Source organism: Pseudomonas sp. BF-R-19, from assembly GCF_019956445.1.
Classification (GTDB): Bacteria; Pseudomonadota; Gammaproteobacteria; order Pseudomonadales; family Pseudomonadaceae; genus Aquipseudomonas; species Aquipseudomonas fluorescens_BH.
Map to the genome: position 1 here is coordinate 1 of NZ_JAHBDN010000081.1, position 18,504 is coordinate 18,504.

Annotated in this window: 20 protein-coding genes; 3 read left to right on the forward strand and 17 right to left on the reverse strand. The window is 58.9% G+C overall.

Going from position 1 to position 18,504, the window contains the following annotated elements:
* Positions 1-342: 342 nt before the first annotated feature.
* The 10 genes from KGB28_RS22995 to KGB28_RS23040 form a co-directional block, all read right to left on the reverse strand.
* Complete coding sequence (locus tag KGB28_RS22995) at positions 343-1,143, reverse strand: N-acyl homoserine lactonase family protein (RefSeq protein ID WP_223448029.1); 801 nt, start codon at positions 1,141-1,143, stop codon at positions 343-345.
* 14 nt (positions 1,144-1,157) lie between these two features.
* The gene (locus tag KGB28_RS23000; protein WP_223448030.1) at positions 1,158-2,117 is read right to left on the reverse strand and encodes a diiron oxygenase; all 960 of its coding nucleotides are present in this window, start codon (positions 2,115-2,117) and stop codon (positions 1,158-1,160) included.
* A 68-nt stretch (positions 2,118-2,185) separates the two neighbouring features.
* A complete protein-coding gene (locus KGB28_RS23005) occupies positions 2,186-2,944 on the reverse strand; it encodes a TauD/TfdA family dioxygenase (RefSeq protein WP_223448031.1) in 759 nt (252 codons plus the stop codon).
* Between the two features lie 18 nt (positions 2,945-2,962).
* Complete coding sequence (locus KGB28_RS23010) at positions 2,963-3,838, reverse strand: branched-chain amino acid aminotransferase (RefSeq protein WP_223448032.1); 876 nt, start codon at positions 3,836-3,838, stop codon at positions 2,963-2,965.
* A 31-nt stretch (positions 3,839-3,869) separates the two neighbouring features.
* A complete protein-coding gene (locus KGB28_RS23015) occupies positions 3,870-5,210 on the reverse strand; it encodes a KamA family radical SAM protein (protein WP_223448033.1) in 1,341 nt (446 codons plus the stop codon).
* A 32-nt stretch (positions 5,211-5,242) separates the two neighbouring features.
* Positions 5,243-5,887: a glutathione transferase gene (gene yfcF, locus KGB28_RS23020; RefSeq protein WP_223448034.1), complete on the reverse strand. Its 645-nt coding sequence runs from the start codon at positions 5,885-5,887 to the stop codon at positions 5,243-5,245.
* 242 nt (positions 5,888-6,129) lie between these two features.
* A complete protein-coding gene (locus tag KGB28_RS23025) occupies positions 6,130-6,615 on the reverse strand; it encodes a cupin domain-containing protein (protein WP_223448035.1) in 486 nt (161 codons plus the stop codon).
* 83 nt (positions 6,616-6,698) lie between these two features.
* Positions 6,699-7,193 (reverse strand): RidA family protein, encoded by a 495-nt coding sequence (locus KGB28_RS23030; RefSeq protein WP_150727357.1) that lies wholly within the window; start codon positions 7,191-7,193, stop codon positions 6,699-6,701.
* 48 nt (positions 7,194-7,241) lie between these two features.
* Entirely contained in the window at positions 7,242-8,522 is a 1,281-nt protein-coding gene (locus KGB28_RS23035) for an acetyl-CoA carboxylase biotin carboxylase subunit family protein (RefSeq protein ID WP_223448036.1), read from the reverse strand.
* Between the two features lie 42 nt (positions 8,523-8,564).
* Positions 8,565-9,665, reverse strand: a complete 1,101-nt coding sequence (locus KGB28_RS23040) for a hypothetical protein (protein ID WP_223448037.1) — start codon at positions 9,663-9,665, stop codon at positions 8,565-8,567.
* A gap of 148 nt (positions 9,666-9,813) precedes the next feature.
* On the opposite strand from KGB28_RS23040, the gene KGB28_RS23045 reads away from it, so the two are divergent.
* Complete coding sequence (locus KGB28_RS23045) at positions 9,814-11,232, forward strand: PLP-dependent aminotransferase family protein (RefSeq protein ID WP_223448038.1); 1,419 nt, start codon at positions 9,814-9,816, stop codon at positions 11,230-11,232.
* Positions 11,233-11,863: 631 nt separating this feature from the next.
* On the forward strand, positions 11,864-12,142 hold the full coding sequence (locus KGB28_RS23050; RefSeq protein WP_223448039.1) for a DUF3077 domain-containing protein: 279 nt from the start codon (positions 11,864-11,866) through the stop codon (positions 12,140-12,142).
* A 59-nt stretch (positions 12,143-12,201) separates the two neighbouring features.
* On the opposite strand, the gene KGB28_RS23055 is transcribed toward KGB28_RS23050, so the two are convergent.
* The 7 genes from KGB28_RS23055 to cyoA form a co-directional block, all read right to left on the reverse strand.
* The gene (locus tag KGB28_RS23055) at positions 12,202-12,516 is read right to left on the reverse strand and encodes a helix-turn-helix domain-containing protein (protein ID WP_007970375.1); all 315 of its coding nucleotides are present in this window, start codon (positions 12,514-12,516) and stop codon (positions 12,202-12,204) included.
* Entirely contained in the window at positions 12,513-12,857 is a 345-nt protein-coding gene (locus KGB28_RS23060) for a hypothetical protein (protein ID WP_033047368.1), read from the reverse strand. The genes KGB28_RS23055 and KGB28_RS23060 overlap by 4 nt, the downstream gene beginning before the upstream one ends.
* A 137-nt stretch (positions 12,858-12,994) precedes the next feature.
* Complete coding sequence (gene cyoE, locus KGB28_RS23065) at positions 12,995-13,882, reverse strand: heme o synthase (protein ID WP_150754930.1); 888 nt, start codon at positions 13,880-13,882, stop codon at positions 12,995-12,997.
* 11 nt (positions 13,883-13,893) lie between these two features.
* Positions 13,894-14,235, reverse strand: coding sequence for a cytochrome o ubiquinol oxidase subunit IV (gene cyoD / locus KGB28_RS23070; protein WP_030128696.1), 342 nt, complete (start codon positions 14,233-14,235; stop codon positions 13,894-13,896).
* A complete protein-coding gene (locus KGB28_RS23075) occupies positions 14,236-14,859 on the reverse strand; it encodes a cytochrome o ubiquinol oxidase subunit III (RefSeq protein ID WP_150727363.1) in 624 nt (207 codons plus the stop codon).
* Positions 14,860-14,862: 3 nt separating this feature from the next.
* On the reverse strand, positions 14,863-16,893 hold the full coding sequence (gene cyoB, locus KGB28_RS23080; RefSeq protein ID WP_223448040.1) for a cytochrome o ubiquinol oxidase subunit I: 2,031 nt from the start codon (positions 16,891-16,893) through the stop codon (positions 14,863-14,865).
* Positions 16,894-16,896: 3 nt separating this feature from the next.
* A complete protein-coding gene (gene cyoA, locus KGB28_RS23085; protein ID WP_223448041.1) occupies positions 16,897-17,841 on the reverse strand; it encodes a ubiquinol oxidase subunit II in 945 nt (314 codons plus the stop codon).
* A 27-nt stretch (positions 17,842-17,868) separates the two neighbouring features.
* Here cyoA and KGB28_RS23090 point away from each other — a divergent pair, with 27 nt between their 5' ends.
* The gene (locus KGB28_RS23090; RefSeq protein ID WP_150754932.1) at positions 17,869-18,129 is read left to right on the forward strand and encodes a hypothetical protein; all 261 of its coding nucleotides are present in this window, start codon (positions 17,869-17,871) and stop codon (positions 18,127-18,129) included.
* Positions 18,130-18,504: the final 375 nt, after the last annotated feature.

Here is an 18,504-nt window from a genome sequence, read left to right on the forward strand (position 1 = left end):
TGTCAGGCACATCAATGCTGAATGTGCTGCCGTCATCGCGAGCAGGCTCGCTCCCACAAGGGATTTTCGGTGAACACAACATCAGTGAACGACAGCAATCAACTGTGGGAGCGAGCCTGCTCGCGATCGCGGTGTGTCAGACACATCAATGCTGAATGTGCTGCCGTCATCGCGAGCAAGCCCGCTCCCACAGGGGATTTTCGGTGAACACGCCATCGGTGAACGACAGCAATCAACTGTGGGAGCGAGCCTGCTCGCGATAGCGGTGTATCAGACACATCAATGTTGAATGTGCTGCCGTCTTCGCGAGCAGGCTCGCTCCCACAGGGTTGAAGGTGAACTTCAGAGCGGATTCTGGTGCAGGCAAATGATATGCGGGTCGTCATTCCAGTGCGGGAAGCGCTCGGCGATCAGCGGGTCGTGGCCGGGGATGACGTGGTCTTCGCTGTCGGCCAGGCGGTCGATCTCGGTGAAGGCTTCGAGGGTTTGCGCCAGGTCATCGAGAATCGGAAACGGACTGCGCTGACGAATGTTGACCCACAAATGCGCGGCATCCGAGGCCAGCACAATCCAGCCGCGTCCAGTATTGACCCGCACCACCTGGCTGCCCGGCGTATGCCCGCCCACCGGGTGCAGGGTCACGCCGGGAACGACCTCGACAACACCGTTGTGCAAGCGCATCCGCCCTTCGAACAGCGGCGGCAGCGCCGACATCACGTCCTCGACCTCGTAGGTTTTGTTCACCGTGCGATGGGCCATTTTCGGCCCGGTGCAGAAACGCAGTTCCGCTTCCTGCAAATGCACGGTCGCCTTCGGGAACAGCCCGAGGTTGCCGGCATGATCCCAGTGCAAATGGGTCAAGACCAGGTGCTCGACCCGGGCCGGATCGATGTCCAGTTGCCGCAGGGATTCTTCCGGCAGGCGGTACATCTGGCGATTGCGCCGGTCCGCCGTGGCCGGTTGGAAACAGGTGTCGACCACGATCACCTGCTGCTCGTTGCGGATGACCCAGAAGTAGTAGTCCAGCGGCATCGGCGCATTCGGATCACCGCAGCAAGCGTCGTAGAGAAAGTTCTCCCTGGCGGTGCGCTGGGCGTTTGCGCCGACACGAATAGCGAACACTTCGTACACAGGAGCAGACATGGACACCTCCGGGTTCAGGCGACCGCCGTGGTTTTGAGGGCCGGGCGGAAATCGAAATCGATCTGGTCGCTGATGCCCAGGTCCTGAGCCAGCTTATGCAGGCCACTGTAGTCGCGCATGATGGTCGCGTTCTTGTTGCTCTCGCGGGTGTCGGCAATGATCAGCGCCGCATCCTCGACCCCGAGTTGCGTCAGTATCGCCTCCCACATCGAGTAGTCCTGAGCGATAAAAGCACTCAGCGCCACCGACAGGTTGCGTGCGAAAAATTCCCGCTGGGCCGGCTGCATGTTCGCGTACATGACCTTGGACACTTCGGCCAGCACCTTGCTGTGGGCGTACTCGTCACGGTTGTGCAGCTCGGCCACCCGGCGGTTTTGCGGCTGGATGGTCTGGTCGTCCGCCAGCAAGTCCAGATAGGCGTTGACGCTGATCTCGGCCACCACCGCAAAAGTGATCGCCGCCAGATCCCGCTGCCATTGCTCGGGCAGTGCTTCACGCTGGGCTTTCAGGCGCAGGTACGTGACGGAGGGTGGCAAGTCCAGATCCTGATCCAGCATTCGGTCGAGTTTGGTCCGTTCGATGGCGCGCAGGTGCATCAGCGTGTGGTAGTGCTCGTCGATCAGGGTCTGTTGCATGGCCTCGCGAAAATGCCAGTCATCCTTGCCCAGGTACTGATTGGCGATGACGCTCAGCGCCGGATTGACCACATGTTCCTCGGCGGTGACGGTGCGCAGGTTGTAGCCGATCCAGCCCCAGGTCACCACGCTGCTCTTGAGCTCGTCGCTCAAGGCCTGGAATTTCGGATGATGGAAGAACGGCACCATGCACTCCGGGTAATCCGGGCGCGCCGGGTCGAATTCTTCATTGACCTGGGCCCTGTCCGGCGAACACACCGTGGCGCGCTTGGTCCAGGCCTGGTTGAGCCGCACGATCAGTTGATGATCGACCTGGGCGATCTCGATTACTGTTTGCATGACGCGATACCTGTAAGGCGCGTACCCGCCAAGGGGTACGCCAAAAAGAATGAAGGGCGCCGGAAAAATCAGGCCAGCCAATAGCGGGTCAGGTTGCGCGCCGGGTCAGTGTAACGACTGCGGGCGTGGATCATTCGCCAGTTATCCCAAATCAGCAGGCATCCGTCGGGAATCAGCACCGGAACGTTGTGCTCGACGAAGTACGCTTCGCCGAGCACGGCAAACCTGGCCAGTGGCGAAGTGCTGTTGTTCACCAGTGACTGCTGCAACGCTTCCTTCGACGGGTTCACGTCGCCGTAGTGAAACTGGTTGTAGCTGAAGCGGAAAATATCCCCGTCTTCTGTAGGCGTGAGGATGTACTCCTTGACCTGCCGCTGTCCCGGCTCCCCCGGTTTGGCGGTGGCGACAAATTCTACCGGCGTGTCATCCAGCCACTCACGCAGTTCTGGTTCACTGCGCTCCAGGGACTTGAGAAATTCGTAACCGTCCACCAAACCGGTGTGCCCGCCACCGCACGTGGCCTGTTTATGGCAATGCAACGCCAGATAACGTGGCGGCGGGCCGTACACCGGTGCTTCGGTGTGCGGGCCGATGCCGTTCATGCTCTGGGAATACGGCAAGTCTTCGTAACCCGGCTTGCGGGTAATGGGAAAGGCCATCTGGCCGTTGAATTGCGGAATGATCGGGCCGAACTCACGCAAGGTGCCTACGACATCATCGGCAAATTCGTCCGGGGTCAGCACTGTCCAGCCCAACGTCGACAGCTCTTCGTGACGATGGCCGAGCGAAATGCGAGGTTGAGACGCAACAATCCCTTGGTCTGACATGGTGAGATTCCTGGCGGGTTATCCGGCGTTGACGGTTGAGGTGTACGCGGCGATGAAGTCGCGGCAGGCGTCACCCGGTCGATAGTGCTGCTCATCGATGCACTGCACCGGGGTGATTTCGGCGGCGGTACCGGTGAGAAAACACTCATCGAAGTCGCCAAGCTCTGTAGGCAAAATCGTGCGTTCGACCACCTGGTAGTCCAGCGCCTTGGCCAGTTCGATCACGGTCTGGCGGGTGATGCCATTGAGGAAACAATCCGGTGCCGGGGTGTGCAACGTCCTGCCTTTGACGAAGAACACATTGGCGCTGGTGGCTTCGGCCACGTGGCCGCGCCAGTCGAGCATCAGCGCATCGTGGTAACCCGTGTTCTCGGCGTCGTGCTTGCTCAGCGTGGCGATCTGGTAATGCCCGGATGCCTTGGCTTCGAACGGGCTGCTGCTCGGTGGCGGACGACGCCAGGTCGCGGTTTTCAAGCGGATGCCGGCCATGCGCGCGGCCGGGTCGAAATAGCTCGGCCACTGCCAGCACGCGATGGCCACGTGCACACGGTTGAAACGCGCCGAGGTGGAAATCATCTCGCTGCCGCGCCAGGCCACCGGGCGCAGGTAGCCGTCGACGACCTGGTTGCGTTGCAGCAGTTCGTGGCTGGCCGCCTCCAGTTCAGCCAGCTCAAAGGGGATGGCAAAGTCCATCAGTTGCGCCGAGCGATACAAGCGCTCGCCGTGTTCGCGCAACTTGAAGATCTTGCCGTTGTAGACCCGCTCGCCTTCATACACGGTGCTCGCGTAATGCAGGCCATGGGTCAGCACATGCAACTGCGCCCGGGACCACTCGACGAACTCGCCGTCGAGCCAGATAACGCCCTCGCGCTGATCAAACGGGATACTGCTCATATCCATATCTCCCCATTGTTCATGAAATTTCCTACGCCGTTTCCAGCAACACGGGTATCAATTCCGGCACGGCGGTGAGCTCGGTCTGAAAGAAGAACGCACGCTCGCCAAAGGCCGGTAGCAAGTCGTCGAACCAGGTCACTTGTGGATCGAAGCGCGCATAGAACGTGCGCAACACCCATTGCGGATTGCGTGCCTGGAGGAACTGCAAGACGAAGACCTTTTCCCCGGCGACAGTCTCGATGCCGTTGATCAACACCTTGCCGTAGAAAGTGCTCATGGACGGCCCGCGCACCGTGCGCGCCAGCCCCGACACCGTGCGGTACGCCGCCTGGAAGATCTCGAAGGCCCTGGCCAGCGGCATCGCGAAGTAGTGGCTGGGACCGGTATCGCGCTCGACGAACATGTAATAAGGCACGGCCCCGAGCCGCACCCCTTCGGTCCACAGCGCGGCCCAATCCGCGGGGTTTTCGTTGATGTGGCGGATCAGCGGCGCCTGCATGCGTACCGTCGCGCCCGTCGAGCGAATACGCTCGATGGCCTGGCGGGCGATGGCCTGGCGGATCTCCACCGGGTGGTTGTAGTGGCCCATGATCGACAGGTTTTTCCCCGCCGCAACGATGCGCCGGAACAGCTCCAGCAGCTCGGGCGCATCCTTGTCGCTGACAAAACGCTGCGGCCAGTACGCCACGGACTTGGTGCCGATGCGGATGTTCTTCAGGTGTGGCAATGCCAGCAGCGGCTCGATGTAACCGGCCAGCGAGCGGGTGTTCATGATCATCGGGTCGCCTCCGGTAATCAGCACGTCGGTCACTTCGCTGTGCACCCTCAAGTAACTGACCAGCTCCTGGGACTCGCGGGCATTGAACTTGAGTTCTTCCTCGCCGATGAACTGCGCCCAGCGGAAACAGAAGGTGCAGTACGCGTGACAGGTCTGGCCGGCGCCGGGGAAAAACAGCACGGTTTCGCGGTACTTGTGCTGGATGCCCGGCAGGACTTTGCCGTTGAGGGTGACTCCGTTGTGGGTCAACTGCCCGGCCGGATGCGGGTTCATGCGGCGCCAGATCGCCTCGATCCGACGCTTGATCGCCGCGCTGTCATCCAGCTCGATCAATTGTTTGAGCGAGGCATATTCCTCCGCCAGCAACATGTCCTTGTGGGGGAAGGTCATGCGGAAAACCGGATCGTCCGGAATGTTGTTCCAGTCGATCAGCGTGCCCAGCACGTATTCGTTGGTGCGAAACGGCATGACCCGCGCCACCACGGTCATGGCCTCCTGCAATACCGGCGTCAGCTTGTGCCAGTACGGTGAATCGCGGATGGTGCGTGAGTTATAGGGTTTGTAGCGTTCGTGCTCCGACAGTCCTTGCATGGCCGCGCTCCTGGTGATTGCCCTGAGTGTTGTTATGCGATGGCCGGCGCTTTGCGTTCTATGTCCATCCACGCCCGGACGCTGTCGCGATCCCACTGGCGACGCACATACGCAGCGAGCCGTATCGGCACCGGATCGCCGTTGGCAACCAGTCGGTTGAGCATGATTGCCAGGTCGGTGTCGGCAATGCTCCAGTCGCCGAACAGATGCTCGGCGCCCTCCTCCAGCAAATGCCCGGCGACGAAGAACAGGCGCTCGACGGCAGCTTGTGCCTCATCGGACAGCGCGGTGTTTTTCTTGCCGAAGTACACCAGGTCAAACGGGCGCTCCTTGCGCACCACCAGCAAGTCACTGCGCAACCAGGCCTGCAATTGACGGGCACGGGCGCGCTGGCGGAGGTCTTGCGGGTAGAGTTTTTTATGCCCCGGGGAGAGCTCATCGAGGTATTCGGCAATCGCCGATGATTCCGACAAGGCAAAATCGTCGTGAACTAACGTTGGAATCTTGCAGGTCAGTGAAAGATCGCGATAACTCGCCAGATAGTTTTCGCGCGCCTTTAGATCGACGGTAACAAGTTCAAATGAAAGTTGCTTTTCCTTGAGTGCCACAAAAGCCGACATCGCAAAAGCGCTGACATGATCGGCACCGACATACAGTTTTAGCTTCCTGTTTTCCATAGAACACTCCATTCACTGACTGCAGGGATCAACGAGCATTGGAAGTGATCGTAGTTAGTTGGATTAAGGCTGAATAGATACAGAATTTGTCCGTTTCAATCGATACAGAAAGTTATTTTCCAGCGACAGGAACGCAGCCGAAACCCCAGCAATAACGCTGCAAAAGGCGATACCGGGGCAGGTCTGAAAAACAAAAAAGGGAGCCGACGAAGGTGGGCTCCCTAGGTTTATGCGGTGGGAAATTACGGCTGGGTGGTGATCAGGCCATGGCTGTCGGCGAAGTTTGAAAGCAGTGCCATTTGCGGCATGTTGCTCATGTTCAGCATCGCCAGAGGCTCGTGTCTGCTGGTGTTGACGAAGCCGTGCCTGGTCCAGGCCGGCACCAGCAACACGTCGCCGCTGCTGACGTTGACCCCGTCGGCATCGCCGAGGGTCAACACGCCGCTGCCGCACTGGATGACAAACAGATGCCACCAGGAATGGGCATGGCCGTTGAGCGTCACACCGGGGTTCAGCCATTGCATGGCGATCGCCATGCCAGGCGTCACTTCACAGCCTTCAATGCTCTTGTCGTGAGCCAACGCGACAATATCAACGTCGCTGGCTTCAAGGGTCTGACGCATACCCGTCAGTTCAGTGCCTTTCCATACCTTGGGACTTGGCGTTCGATGGTGCAGGCTCTGACGAAAGTCCTTATATGAAAAAAACGCACCTTGAAAGTTATCCATTCGTACGTCCTTTCTTTTTGTTTCCCATACTTTAGCGCTAAACCTTAAGTTAAGGGTTCAGCGCTGTAAACCCGGGAAACAACTTACAAAACCGACGGACGCAAGGCGGCAATCATGTCCACTTCTATCGCGGCATTCTTGGGTAACTGATAAACACCCACCGTGGTGCGGGTATGTTTACCGGCATCGCCCAGCACATGGCTGAACACATCCGAGGCGCCGTTGGCCACTTCGCTCAAATCGACAAAATCCGCCGTGGACTTCACATAGACCGTTACCCGGATCAATGACTTGATCTTGTCCAGCGAACCAATGGCATCGACGATCAACGCCAGCCCGCGCATCGCGCTGATGCTGGCGGCCGCTTGCGCATCGGCCAAGCTGAGGTCCAGCCCGACGCGGCCGGGGTAATGGATCTTGCCGTTCATGCGCGGCACCAGACCGCTGATGTACAACTCATCGTGATGGCGGATCAGCGGTGCGTAATGCCCGCCTGCGGTGTTTTCGCCGTAGATGTCATAACCAAACTCTTTGGCCAGGGCGATGAAGCGTTCATCGCAGGTCATGTGCTGGATCATTGATCGAACCCTCTTAGTCAGTAATGCAAAAAACGGGTGCTTGCAGGCTCAACACACGGCGCGGGTAGCCGGTGCCAGGCAAGTCACCTCAATGCGTGACTCAATCACCTCGGCCAGACGCAACAGGTCGTTGCTCAGTTGCCCGTAGTGTTCGTTGAACAACACGATGTGGCCGATGAATGAGAAGTTGTCTTTCACTAACGCGCTGACGGAGTCGCCGATACGCTTGGCGTACTGGCCCTCCACCAGGTCGATACGCAGGGCGCGGGCCAGGGCCTCGATGTCAGGCATCGCGCGCAGGATGCCGCCGGCCGACGCCCTGAGCAGGCGAATACCGCAGTAGCCGCGGGCCACTGGCTCGTGCTGTTCAGTCTGGCCTTCCACCGCCCAGCGCACCCAGCGTTCCCACGGATCGAAATTGACGAAGGCGCGTTTGGCCAGGTCCCAGATGTGCATGCCGCCGGGGCGCATGTTGGTTTCCACGGCCGAGGTCAGGTTGTCGCGGCGCAAGAACACTTCGTTGTGCCAGGCCCCATTGTCCCGGGACACCAGGCCCGCCATATGCCGACCGGCTGCCATCAAACGCGCCTGTACCTCAGCCGCAAGCGGTGCGGGCACGACTTGCTGGATCTCTGCGCGGTAGGCGCCTTCGGTGGTGGTTTTTTCAGTCACCCAGGTGCTGCCGGCCACGCAGTCCCAACTGTATTCGCGGGCGTCCTGCACCAGTTCTTCAAGAACGATGCCGCCTTCGCGGTAAGGCTTCAGGGCGAGCCAGGCATCCTCGCATTCCGAAGGATGATGGATGACACGACAGCCCCGGCTTGCGCCTTCGCAGGCCGGCTTGATGAAGGCTTTTCCGCCCAGCTCGACGACGCGCTGGCGCAGTTCCGACAGGCTTGCGACCCGCGCGGAAAACACCGGCCGGTATTCTTCGGGGGCGGTGCTGGCCGCCGCTTCGAGTTGGCGGAAGATCTGCTTGTCCAGACCCGCCCGCGCTTCGCCTGGGGTAATGCCTGGCAGGTCGAAATGACTGGCCAGCGCCGCACCGAGCAGCACGCCGCGATCGGAGAACGGCAGTACGCCGATCAGCTTCCAGCTGTCGGCATTCAGGCACCCCACCACCAGTTCAAGGGACGCCGCCACATCTTCTTCGGCCAGTGAAGTGCTGCAGACGTGATCGGCCACCTGGTCGTCATCGGGCTGAATCTTCTCGACCAGCAGGATGAGCCTGGCGTTGTAGAGCGACTTGCACAGCTCGCGCAGTTTCTGGATGTCGTGCACCCGATTACCGTTGTAACCGACCACTACTACGCATGAAGTCGTATTCATAATGCCCCCGACCTGCAAGGTGAAATCCGCAACGGCGATGACTCAGTCATGCAACGACGCATTGGATTTACGGTTGAGCCAATACCAGGCCAGGATCCCTGCGGCACCGATGGCGGCCAGCACCAGCGCGTTGTACGGCGCCGGTACCACCCGCATGATCAACACAGTCAGCCCGGCTCCCACCCCCAGGGACACTTCCTTGACGAACATGTTGTTCTGCTTGACCGAGAAGTAATCGAGGTAGCTGAAGGCGCATTCGGCGATGGACAGCAGCGCCACCCAGACCAGCGCCCCGGCGAGGGTTTCGACGTGGAACGCGGCGGGCGAAGACAGCACCGCAAAACCGCCGACGATGATCCCGATCACCGCCACGACCTTGAAACGCCCGGTGCGCTCGATCAACTTCATCACCGGCACCTGGGCGAAGACCACCACGGCGCTGTTGAGGATCAGCATCAGGCCGTACCAGGCCGGCAGCTCGCCGGTCTTGAGCAGGATCGCCTGTGGCAGGATCGAGAACACCCCGAACAGCTTGATGCCCATGATGATCCCGGCGATCACCCAGGGCAGTTTGTTGCCCCAGTCGCTGCCGACCTGAGTGGCCGGGCGGGCTACCAGCGGTTCGGAGGTGAAGGTCGCACCGAGGGCGATCGGCAGGCACAGCAACACGAACGCCGCCGCGCCGAGGAAAAACATGGTTGGAGTGAGCAGTGGCGACAGCAGGATCAAACCGGCCACCAGGCTGCCCATGTTCATGGCCACGCGGTTGTAGGCCGCGCCTTCCATGGTCTGGGCCGCTTCGCTCTTGATCAGGTAACCGGCAATGGCAATGCCGTAGGCAAACAGCGCGGCAGCAAACATCACCATGCCTTGATTGCTGGTCAGCGCCAGCAGCACCAGGCCAAGGCCGGCACACAGCAGCGTGACGCTCAGGGAACGGCGGCCAAGCACCAGTAAAGTCAGGGGCAACAGCAGCAACAAGGCGCGATATCCCAAGGCCAGGATGCTGTTGGTGGCCGTGTCGAGCCAGACGTTGGCCTTGCCCAGCACCGCGAACAGCGAGACGGCGGTGATGATCCGGATCGTGAATAACCGCAGGTTAATGACCGGTTTAGCCACCGCGACCGTTGTTTCGACACTCATGCAGCACCTCAGGAGCCTGGTGAATGCCCGCCGACAAAGGCCGACATTCAGAAAAGTCTGTAAGGGCATGGTAGAGAGAGAGGCTTGTCCTGATCAGTGCAAGTTCGTATAGAATCCAACGAACTTTACTGCCGGAGAGACCAGTAAAATGCAGGTTCAACGTGCAGTCATTGCCGCCATTGAATTCCAGCCCGGCGTGCCGCTGGTACAGCAGATCGTCGATCAGTTGACCCAGGCGATCAGCACCGGTGGCCTGCCCCACGGCGCCAAGCTGCCGCCGATTCGCGAACTCTCCGACTTGATGAACGTGGGTAAATCCACGGTGGTCGATGCCCTGGACCGCATGCGGGCCAAGGGGCTGGTGGTGTCTCGCCAGGGCTCAGGGCATTACGTGCATCGCTCCGAAGCAGCGCTGAAAAGTGGCACCGGCCCGGACCTGCAACCCCAGGACACCCTCAGCGTGATTCGTCGCGCCTTGCTGCTGGACAACGGCACGCTGCGCCCAGGCTGCGGCTTTCTGCCGACCTCGTGGCTACCCGCCGAAGAATTGCAGAAAGCCGTGCGCAGTACCCTGCGAGCAACGTCGTTGCGCATGGGCGAGTACGGCGTAGCCGGCGGTTACTTGCCGTTGCGCCAGGCCCTGCGGGTCAAACTGGCGACCTTCGGCATCGAAGCGCCGGTGGACCAGATCATCACCACTGCCAACACCATGCAGGCCATCGACCTGCTGATGCGCCTGCTGGTCAAACCCGGCGACACCGTGCTGCTCGACGACCCCTGCTACTTCAACATGCACGCCAACCTGGCGTTGCACGGGGCCAAAGTCATCACCATCGCCCGGGATTGCGACGGCATGGACCTCGACGCCTTCGAGCAACTGCTGATCGCCCACAAACCCGTGCTGTACATGACCAACAGCACGCTGCATAACCCTACCGGGCATTCGTTTACGCCGACTCAGGTTTACCGTTTGCTGGAACTGAGCCATCGCCATGGCTTCCACATTGTCGAAGACGATCTGTACTGCGATATCCAGCAACGCCGCACCCCGCGTCTGGCCGCGAGCGGGTTGGACAACGTGAGTTACATCTCCGGTTTCTCCAAGACCCTGACCGCCAACAGCCGCGTCAGCTACACCGTGCTCTCGCCACAATTGGCGGCACGCATGGTCGCGCTGAAAATGGCTTGCGGCGGGGTAACGTCGGAGCTGGCAGAGCAGATCACCTGCACCATGCTCAGCGATGGCAGCTATGCCAAACATGCGCGGCGCACGGTGGATCGGTTGTATGAGTCCAATAGTCGTGTGGCGAGTTGGCTGGCGGAGGCTGGGTGTTCGCTGTCTTCATTGCCAGGCGAAGGCGTGTTTATCTGGGCAAGATTGCCGGACGGCTTGCACGCCGAGAACCTGGCTCGCCAAGGGCTGGAGAACAATATGGTATTGGCGCCGGGTACCTTGCTGAGCAAAGGGCCGGATGCCAGTCAGTTCCTGCGATTCAATGTGGCGCACAGTGACAGCTTGCAGGTGCGGGAGCGGTTTTTCCGGTTGCTTGATAAACCCCAAAAATAGCTGGCTGCCCTCGACCCTGTGGGAGCGGGCTTGCCCGCGAAGGGGCCATCACATTCAAAATTGATATTGCCTGACACGCCGCCATCGCGAGCAGGCTCGCTCCCACAGGGGTCAGCGTCATGCTCGATATCAGCGATGACGCTAGTCCAATGTGGGAGCGAGCCTGCTCGCGATGAGGCCGTCACATCCAGCATCAATGTCGCCTGACACACCGCCTTCGCGAGCAAGCCCGCTCCCACAGGGGTTGTGGTATCCAATGAGATCCCCGGCCACCAGATCGCTACGATTGCCGACCTCATCCTCGCCGGCTAACTTCGCCCGGTCGCTGCCAATTCAGCGACCGGGCCTGATAACCCGGGTAAGATACGGGCGCACAAGCGCCACCAATCACGATTGCCGGCGTTTTTTTATGCCCGCACATTCGTGCAATGGCGGCTGTGCGTGGGAGACCTTCGGGTCTGCCGGAATCCCGTATCTCCGGTTTATCAGCCTGCGCACAGCTGCCACCCATTCGCCTGATAACGAACGTGGTAGCTCTCAACTTGATTCGGGAGCTTTACTCATGAATGCTATTGGTCTGTCTGCTTCAAACGTCATTCACCACCTACCAACCAACAGGAGGTGAAGCCCAATGACCAATCCCCAAGACCTCAAAACCATCGGCCTCACCCCCTTCTCCTACCACGCCAACGAACCACTGTTTCGCATCAACGCCGGCGTCCCGGTGGTCGAAGCCCTCTACCACGCTTCCGACCTGCTCCACGTAGCCAAATTGCTCGCCTCAGACGCCGCCATGGTCCGCGACTCCGACCGACACGCCTGGGCCTCGCATTTTTTGCAGGACATGAGCAAAGCAATCATCGATGACGTGGTGAAAGTGCTCGATGCACCCTGTAACAACCGCGCCTGAATGAAAAAGCCCCGCGTTTCGTTTGAAACGCGGGGCTTTTCAGATATTCGACGATGTGATCAGACGACTGCCAGTCGATCAACCATATCCGGAAACTTCTCAACCAACCTGATCAGCAAGGCGGCCTGAGCATTGGGCTTCGACTTTTCCTGCTCCCAGTTTCTCAGGGTGCTGGGACTGGTTCGAATTCGCTTGGCGAAAACAGCCTGGGACATGTGTAGCTTTTCCCGTAGCGCAACGATTTCTTGCGCCCCTACCTCTGGTGCAGGGATGTCCTCCACAACCGTATTGCGCAATGTAATCTTGCCTTCGCGTTGAGCCGCCATCTCATCAACGCCCTGCATCAACTCTGCAAACAGGTCGCGTTTTTTCATGGGGTACCTCGTTTTTTCAACTCTGTCTCTATGGCTTTCTTGAGCACCTTCTCTTGGTCGGCGGTCAAATTCTCAAGCTCATCTTTGTCATAAATTGCAAACATCCAGAACTGGCCATCATTCATAAGCCAATAATAGATAACCCGCAAGCCACCTCGCCTACCTTTACCGCGGCGTCCATCTGCCCAACGCAGCTTTCGGAAACCGCCCGTTCGAGGCATGACATCACCCGCTTGTGGGTTCAGCTGCATGTGCGACTGCAACGCACGATATTCATCATCCGTCAGATAATTACCAACGGTAGCAGTGAAAGATGTGGTTTCGAAGAATACGGTTCGCATTAGCCAACTATAAGCAAATTGCCTATAGTCAGGCAACCATCGAAACATCTTCCTGACGAGCAGCCCTTGCGACTTACCCCAACAAAAAGCCCCGCTCTTCTCTCGAAGGCGGGGCTTTTCTTTACAGCATCCGACGCTTAAGGCGCGTACGTCAGCAACAACTCGGCCGGCACTTTGAAGTCCAGGGACATCATCACGCTCAACGCAGTAATGGTGAAGATCGAGAACACGAACAGCTTGCGTGCCCAGACCGTGTCATCCACTGCCTTGTAGCCGGTCCAGGCCATGTACAACCAGTACATGCCCATGGCCGCGGCGACGGCGAGGTAGCTCATGCCGGCGTAGCCGCTGAAGGTCAGCATCAAGGTCGCCACGAGGAACGCCAGGATGTAGATCAGGATGTGCTTCTTGGCCACCTGGATGCCGCGCTTCACTGGCAGCACCGGAATCGATGCGGCCAGGTAATCGTTGAAGCGGAAGATCGCGATGGCGTAGGAATGCGGCATCTGCCACAGGCTGAACATCACCAGCAGGGTCAGCGCGGCCATGTCGAAGGTGTTGCTGACTGCGACATAACCGATCACTGGCGGCATGGCGCCCGACAGACTGCCCACCAGCGTGCCGTGAACCGACTTGCGCTTGAGGTACAGGCTGTAGAAGCCGACGTAGATCACGAAGCCGATCACCGCGAACAAGGCGGCCAACGGGTTGGCCACCTTGTACAACAGCGCAACGCCGGCGACACCCAGGACGGTCGCATAGATCAGGGCCAGTTTCAGGGAGATCAAACCCTGGACCAGCACGCGGTTCTTGGTGCGTTCCATCTTGATGTCGATGTCGCGGTCGATGCAGTTGTTGAACACGCAACCGGAGGCAACCACCAGGGACGTGCCGATCATGGCGGCCAGGAAGATGGCCAGATCGACATGCCCTTTGGAGGCCAGGAAAAATCCGCCTGCCACAGAAAGCACGTTACCGAAAATGATCCCCGGTTTGGTGATTTGGATAAAGTGCTTGAGGGACATGCGGACTTACCTCACTTCGCCATCATGAACGTGTGGATGCTGAACATGATCCACAGCGACAGGCCAACCAGCAGGACGATCACGATCGCGGCGAAGACAAACGCAATCACGTTGTTTCGCTGCGCGGCCGAACGGTCCAGGTGCAGGAAGTACACCAGGTGCACCAGCACCTGGACGATCGCGAACGCGAGGACGATCAACAGGGTGATCGACTTCGGCAGCGTCGGGTACATCACCAGACCGAATGGAATGACGGTCAGGATCACCGACAGGATGAAGCCGATGGCGTACGACTTGTAGCTGCCGTGACCGGCGTCGTCGTGGCCATGGTGGGAATGAGCTGGGTTAGCCATTTACATAGTCCCCATCAGATAAACAACGGTGAATACGCAGATCCAGACGACGTCCAGGAAGTGCCAGAACAGGCTCAGGCAGCTCAGACGGGTCTTGTTGGTCGAGGTCAGGCCATGCTTGTTGACCTGATACATCATGATCGCCATCCAGATCAGACCGCTGGTCACGTGCAGACCGTGGGTACCGACCAGGGTGAAGAACCCGGACAGGAAGCCGGAACGGCTAGGGCCGTAGCCTTCGGAGATCAAGATGTGGAACTCGTTGATCTCCATGCCGATGAAGCCCAGGCCGAACAGGAAGGTCATGGCCAACCACCCCAGGACCTGCTTCTTGTTGCCCCGGTAGAACGCCAGCATGGCGAAGCCGTAGGTGATCGAACTGAACAACAGCAGAGCGGTTTCGCCCAGCACGTATGGCAGTTCGAAGATGTCGTGGCCCGACGGGCCACCCGCTACGTTGTTAACCAGTACCGCGTACACCGCGAAGATCGACGCAAACAGAATACAGTCGGTCATCAGGTAGAGCCAGAAACCGTATACGGTCATCTCGCCCGAGTCGTGGTGGTGGTCATCGTGCCCATGGTCACCATGGGCGTGTCCAGCATTGGTCACTAAATTCGACATGGTTTAAGCCTGTTCCAACGAGGTTTCAACACGGGTGGCGGTGGCCGGGATTTTCCCTGCCGCAACCAGACGCTTGTGCTGCTCGGCTTCGATGCGCTCGATCACGTCGACCGGCACCATATAGCCTTGATCATCACGGGCCGCGTGGATCACGAAGTAGATCACGGTGCCGGCCAGGCTAGCGATTGCCAGCCACCAGATGTGCCAGATCATCGCGAAACCGAACACGGTCAACAGCGCGCCCATGACCACACCGGTGGCGGTGTTGTTAGGCATGTGGATCGGCTGGTACTTGGCCGGAGCCTTGTACGCGGTGCCGTTTTCCTTGGCTTCGGTGAACGGGTCGATGCAGTCGGCTTTCGGCAGCACGGCGAAGTTGTAGAACGGAGGTGGCGACGAGGTCGACCATTCCAGGGTGTGTGCATTCCACGGGTCGCCGTGTTCGCACATGTTTTCCGGCTTGTTGCGGTCACGCACGCTGACGTACAGCTGGATCAGCTGGCAAGCGATACCCACGGCGATCATCACCGCACCGAACATGGCGACGTACAGGTACGGCACCCACTCAGGGTTGGTGGTGGCGTTCAGGCGACGGGTCATGCCCATGAAGCCCAGAGCGTAGAGCGGCATGAACGCGACGAAGAAACCGCTGATCCAGAACCAGAACGCTGCCTTGCCCCAGCCTTCGTGCAGCTTGAAGCCGAACGCTTTAGGGAAGTAGAACGCGAAACCTGCGATGTAACCGAATACCGCACCGCCGATGATCACGTTATGGAAGTGCGCGATCACGAACAGGCTGTTGTGCAGAACGAAGTCAGCACCCGGGATGGCCAGCAGTACGCCGGTCATGCCGCCGATGGCGAAGGTCACCATGAAGCCCAGGGTCCACAGCACCTGGCTGGTGAAACGCAGACGGCCCTGGTAGATGGTGAACAGCCAGTTGAACAGCTTCACACCCGTCGGGATGGAAATCAGCATCGTCGCCAGACCGAAGAAGGCGTTGACGCTGGCACCCGAACCCATGGTGAAGAAGTGGTGCAGCCAAACCATGAAGCCCAGGATCGAGATTGCGCCCGATGCGTAGACCATCGAGTGGTGGCCGAACAGTTTCTTGCCGGTGAAGGTCGAGATGACTTCGGAGAAGATACCGAACGCTGGCAGGATCAGGATGTACACCTCAGGGTGACCCCACGCCCAGAACAGGTTCACGTACATCATCGGATTGCCACCAAGTTCGTTGGTGAAAATGTGGAAATCCATGTAACGGTCAAGCGTCAGCAGTGCCAGGGTAGCGGTCAGGATCGGGAACGAAGCCACGATCAGGACGTTGGCCCAGGTGCAGGTCCAGGTGAAGATCGGCATGTCCATCAGTTTCATGCCAGGGGTACGCATCTTCAGCACGGTGGCCAGGAAGTTGACCCCCGTCAGCGTTGTACCCAGACCCGATAGCTGTAGCGCCCAGATGTAGTAGTCCATCCCCACGCCAGGGCTGTATTGCAGGCCCGACAGCGGCGGATAGGCAACCCAGCCGGTCTTGGCGAATTCGCCGACGCCCAGGGACAGGTTGATCAGCACCACGCCGGAAACCAGCAGCCAGAAGCTCAGGGAGTTCAGGAACGGGTAGGCAACGTCACGCGCGCCGATCTGCAGCGGCACTGCAAGGTTCATCAGGCCGGTGAAGAATGGCATCGCCATGAAGATGATCATGATCACACCGTGGGCGGTGAAGATCTGGTCATAGTGTTCAGGTGGCAGGTAGCCAGGCGAACCCTCGGTGGCCATGGCCAGCTGGGTACGCATCATGATGGCGTCGGCAAAGCCGCGCAGCAGCATGACCATGGCGACGATGATGTACATCACGCCGATTTTCTTGTGGTCGACCGACGTCAGCCACTCGGTCCACAGGTAGGTCCACTTCTTGAAGTAAGTGATACCCGCGAACAGTGCCAGACCGCCGAGCGCGATCATGGCGATGGTCACCATTACGATCGGCTCGTGGAACGGGACCGCTTCCCAACTTAATTTACCAAACATCGTTTACTCCTCTGCCCCGGCAGCTGAATGCGCGTTCATGTCCATTCCTTGCGTAGCGGCCACTTCTTTCTCTTCTTTCTCGTGCTTCACTTTCGGACCCGGTTTCATGCCTTCGTACTTGTCGACGATGGTCTGGAACAGGTTCGGCGTCACCGAGGAGTAGAGCTCGACTGGGTTGTTCTGGCTCTGCTTGGCAAGGGCTGCGTATTCAGCTTGTTCAAGCTGTTTAGGTGCCTTTTTGACTTCACTTACCCAAGCGTCGAAATCTTCCTGGGAAGTGGCGATCGCCTTGAATTTCATACCGGTGAAACCCGCGCCGCTGTAGTTGGCGGAGATACCGTCCATCTCGGCGTTTTCGTTGGCGATCAGGTGCAGCTTGGTCTGCATGCCCGCCATCGCGTAGATCTGGCCGCCCAGCGCAGGGATGAAGAACGAGTTCATCACGGCGTCGGAAGTGATCCGGAAGTTGATCGGGGTGTGCGCCGGGAACACGATCTTGTTGACCGTGGCGATGCCTTGTTCCGGGTAGATGAACAGCCACTTCCAGTCCAGCGCGACCACTTCGATGGTCACAGGCTTGACGTCGGATTCCAGCGGCTTGTACGGGTCAAGGGCGTGGGTCGACTTGTAGGTGACGTAACCCAGGGCAACGATGATGAGCACAGGAACAGCCCACACCGCGATCTCGATCTTGGTGGAGTGGTTCCATTTCGGGGTGTAGGTGGCATTGGTGTTGGACGCGCGGTATTTCCAGGCGAACAGGAAGGTCATGACGATGACCGGCACCACGACCAACAGCATCAGCAGCGTTGCGGTGATGATCAGGTTTCGCTCGTCCAGACCAACCTGGCCCTTGGGATTGAGCAAGGTCATGTTGCAGCCTGACAGCAACAACGTGCCGATCAGCGGCAATAAGCCTAGTAGTCTGGGGTACCTGTTTTTACTCATCTCACGACCTCTAAAGCAGCTTGCGCAATGCAGTTGGGTTTTGATCGCCAACACTTCACCCTGCCAAGGGTTGGCATTTTTCTTGGATTGAATAAGGGCATGCCCGTCGTGCGTCAGACGCTGTACGACAAATCCCGGGCCTGCGGTGAGTTCTTATTCGAATACGTGGTCAAAGGCCTTGTTACAGACCAATTCCATTTGGTGCGGGTAGTTGGAGGCTCCGACACCTGGGCATCGCATGAAGCCACCAGACCTCTCGACACCCTGTTTCTGCTCACCCCTGATTAAGATTTGAGCAGTGCCGGGAATTCAGTGCGGGCGATTGTAGATATGTAGCGTTTTATAAACCATGTCTCATCCCGAAATAATTTTTATCCGAACCGGCAACAATCATTACCCGTTTTCGCAAAAGTGGCGCATCTTATCGAAATTCATTCTCAACAAAAACACCAAAATAAGTAGGTCTTCCACCCACGGTTCAGACAGTATCGGGTCTTTCCTCTCTGCCCTTGACCTTGCCCAAGGCCCGATATGACGGGGGCTCCGGCCATTCGCCCGAGCCTGTTAAAACTGCCTGTTCGGGCCCGCAATGGAAAAAACCGCAAGCCTGAAAAACTACCCGATTTCGTTACGTTTCCATGCACCAATCCGGCCTCCTCGAAC

Excerpts from the sequence above, each read along its gene's own strand:
- KGB28_RS23005 (WP_223448031.1), bottom strand. The coding sequence starts at position 2,944 with ATGTCAGACCAAGGGATTGTTGCGTCTCAACCTCGCATTTCGCTCGGC.
- KGB28_RS23035 (WP_223448036.1), bottom strand. The coding sequence starts at position 8,522 with ATGAATACGACTTCATGCGTAGTAGTGGTCGGTTACAACGGTAATCGG.
- cyoE (WP_150754930.1), bottom strand. The coding sequence starts at position 13,882 with ATGTCCCTCAAGCACTTTATCCAAATCACCAAACCGGGGATCATTTTC.
- cyoB (WP_223448040.1), bottom strand. The coding sequence starts at position 16,893 with ATGTTTGGTAAATTAAGTTGGGAAGCGGTCCCGTTCCACGAGCCGATC.
- KGB28_RS23050 (WP_223448039.1), top strand. The coding sequence starts at position 11,864 with ATGACCAATCCCCAAGACCTCAAAACCATCGGCCTCACCCCCTTCTCC.
- KGB28_RS23045 (WP_223448038.1), top strand. The coding sequence starts at position 9,814 with ATGCAGGTTCAACGTGCAGTCATTGCCGCCATTGAATTCCAGCCCGGC.
- KGB28_RS23015 (WP_223448033.1), bottom strand. The coding sequence starts at position 5,210 with ATGCAAGGACTGTCGGAGCACGAACGCTACAAACCCTATAACTCACGC.
- KGB28_RS23010 (WP_223448032.1), bottom strand. The coding sequence starts at position 3,838 with ATGAGCAGTATCCCGTTTGATCAGCGCGAGGGCGTTATCTGGCTCGAC.
- KGB28_RS23060 (WP_033047368.1), bottom strand. The coding sequence starts at position 12,857 with ATGCGAACCGTATTCTTCGAAACCACATCTTTCACTGCTACCGTTGGT.
- KGB28_RS23000 (WP_223448030.1), bottom strand. The coding sequence starts at position 2,117 with ATGCAAACAGTAATCGAGATCGCCCAGGTCGATCATCAACTGATCGTG.
- KGB28_RS23075 (WP_150727363.1), bottom strand. The coding sequence starts at position 14,859 with ATGTCGAATTTAGTGACCAATGCTGGACACGCCCATGGTGACCATGGG.
- KGB28_RS23040 (WP_223448037.1), bottom strand. The coding sequence starts at position 9,665 with ATGAGTGTCGAAACAACGGTCGCGGTGGCTAAACCGGTCATTAACCTG.
- KGB28_RS23055 (WP_007970375.1), bottom strand. The coding sequence starts at position 12,516 with ATGAAAAAACGCGACCTGTTTGCAGAGTTGATGCAGGGCGTTGATGAG.
- KGB28_RS23025 (WP_223448035.1), bottom strand. The coding sequence starts at position 6,615 with ATGGATAACTTTCAAGGTGCGTTTTTTTCATATAAGGACTTTCGTCAG.
- yfcF (WP_223448034.1), bottom strand. The coding sequence starts at position 5,887 with ATGGAAAACAGGAAGCTAAAACTGTATGTCGGTGCCGATCATGTCAGC.
- cyoA (WP_223448041.1), bottom strand. The coding sequence starts at position 17,841 with ATGAGTAAAAACAGGTACCCCAGACTACTAGGCTTATTGCCGCTGATC.
- KGB28_RS23090 (WP_150754932.1), top strand. The coding sequence starts at position 17,869 with ATGCAGTTGGGTTTTGATCGCCAACACTTCACCCTGCCAAGGGTTGGC.
- KGB28_RS22995 (WP_223448029.1), bottom strand. The coding sequence starts at position 1,143 with ATGTCTGCTCCTGTGTACGAAGTGTTCGCTATTCGTGTCGGCGCAAAC.
- KGB28_RS23030 (WP_150727357.1), bottom strand. The coding sequence starts at position 7,193 with ATGATCCAGCACATGACCTGCGATGAACGCTTCATCGCCCTGGCCAAA.
- cyoD (WP_030128696.1), bottom strand. The coding sequence starts at position 14,235 with ATGGCTAACCCAGCTCATTCCCACCATGGCCACGACGACGCCGGTCAC.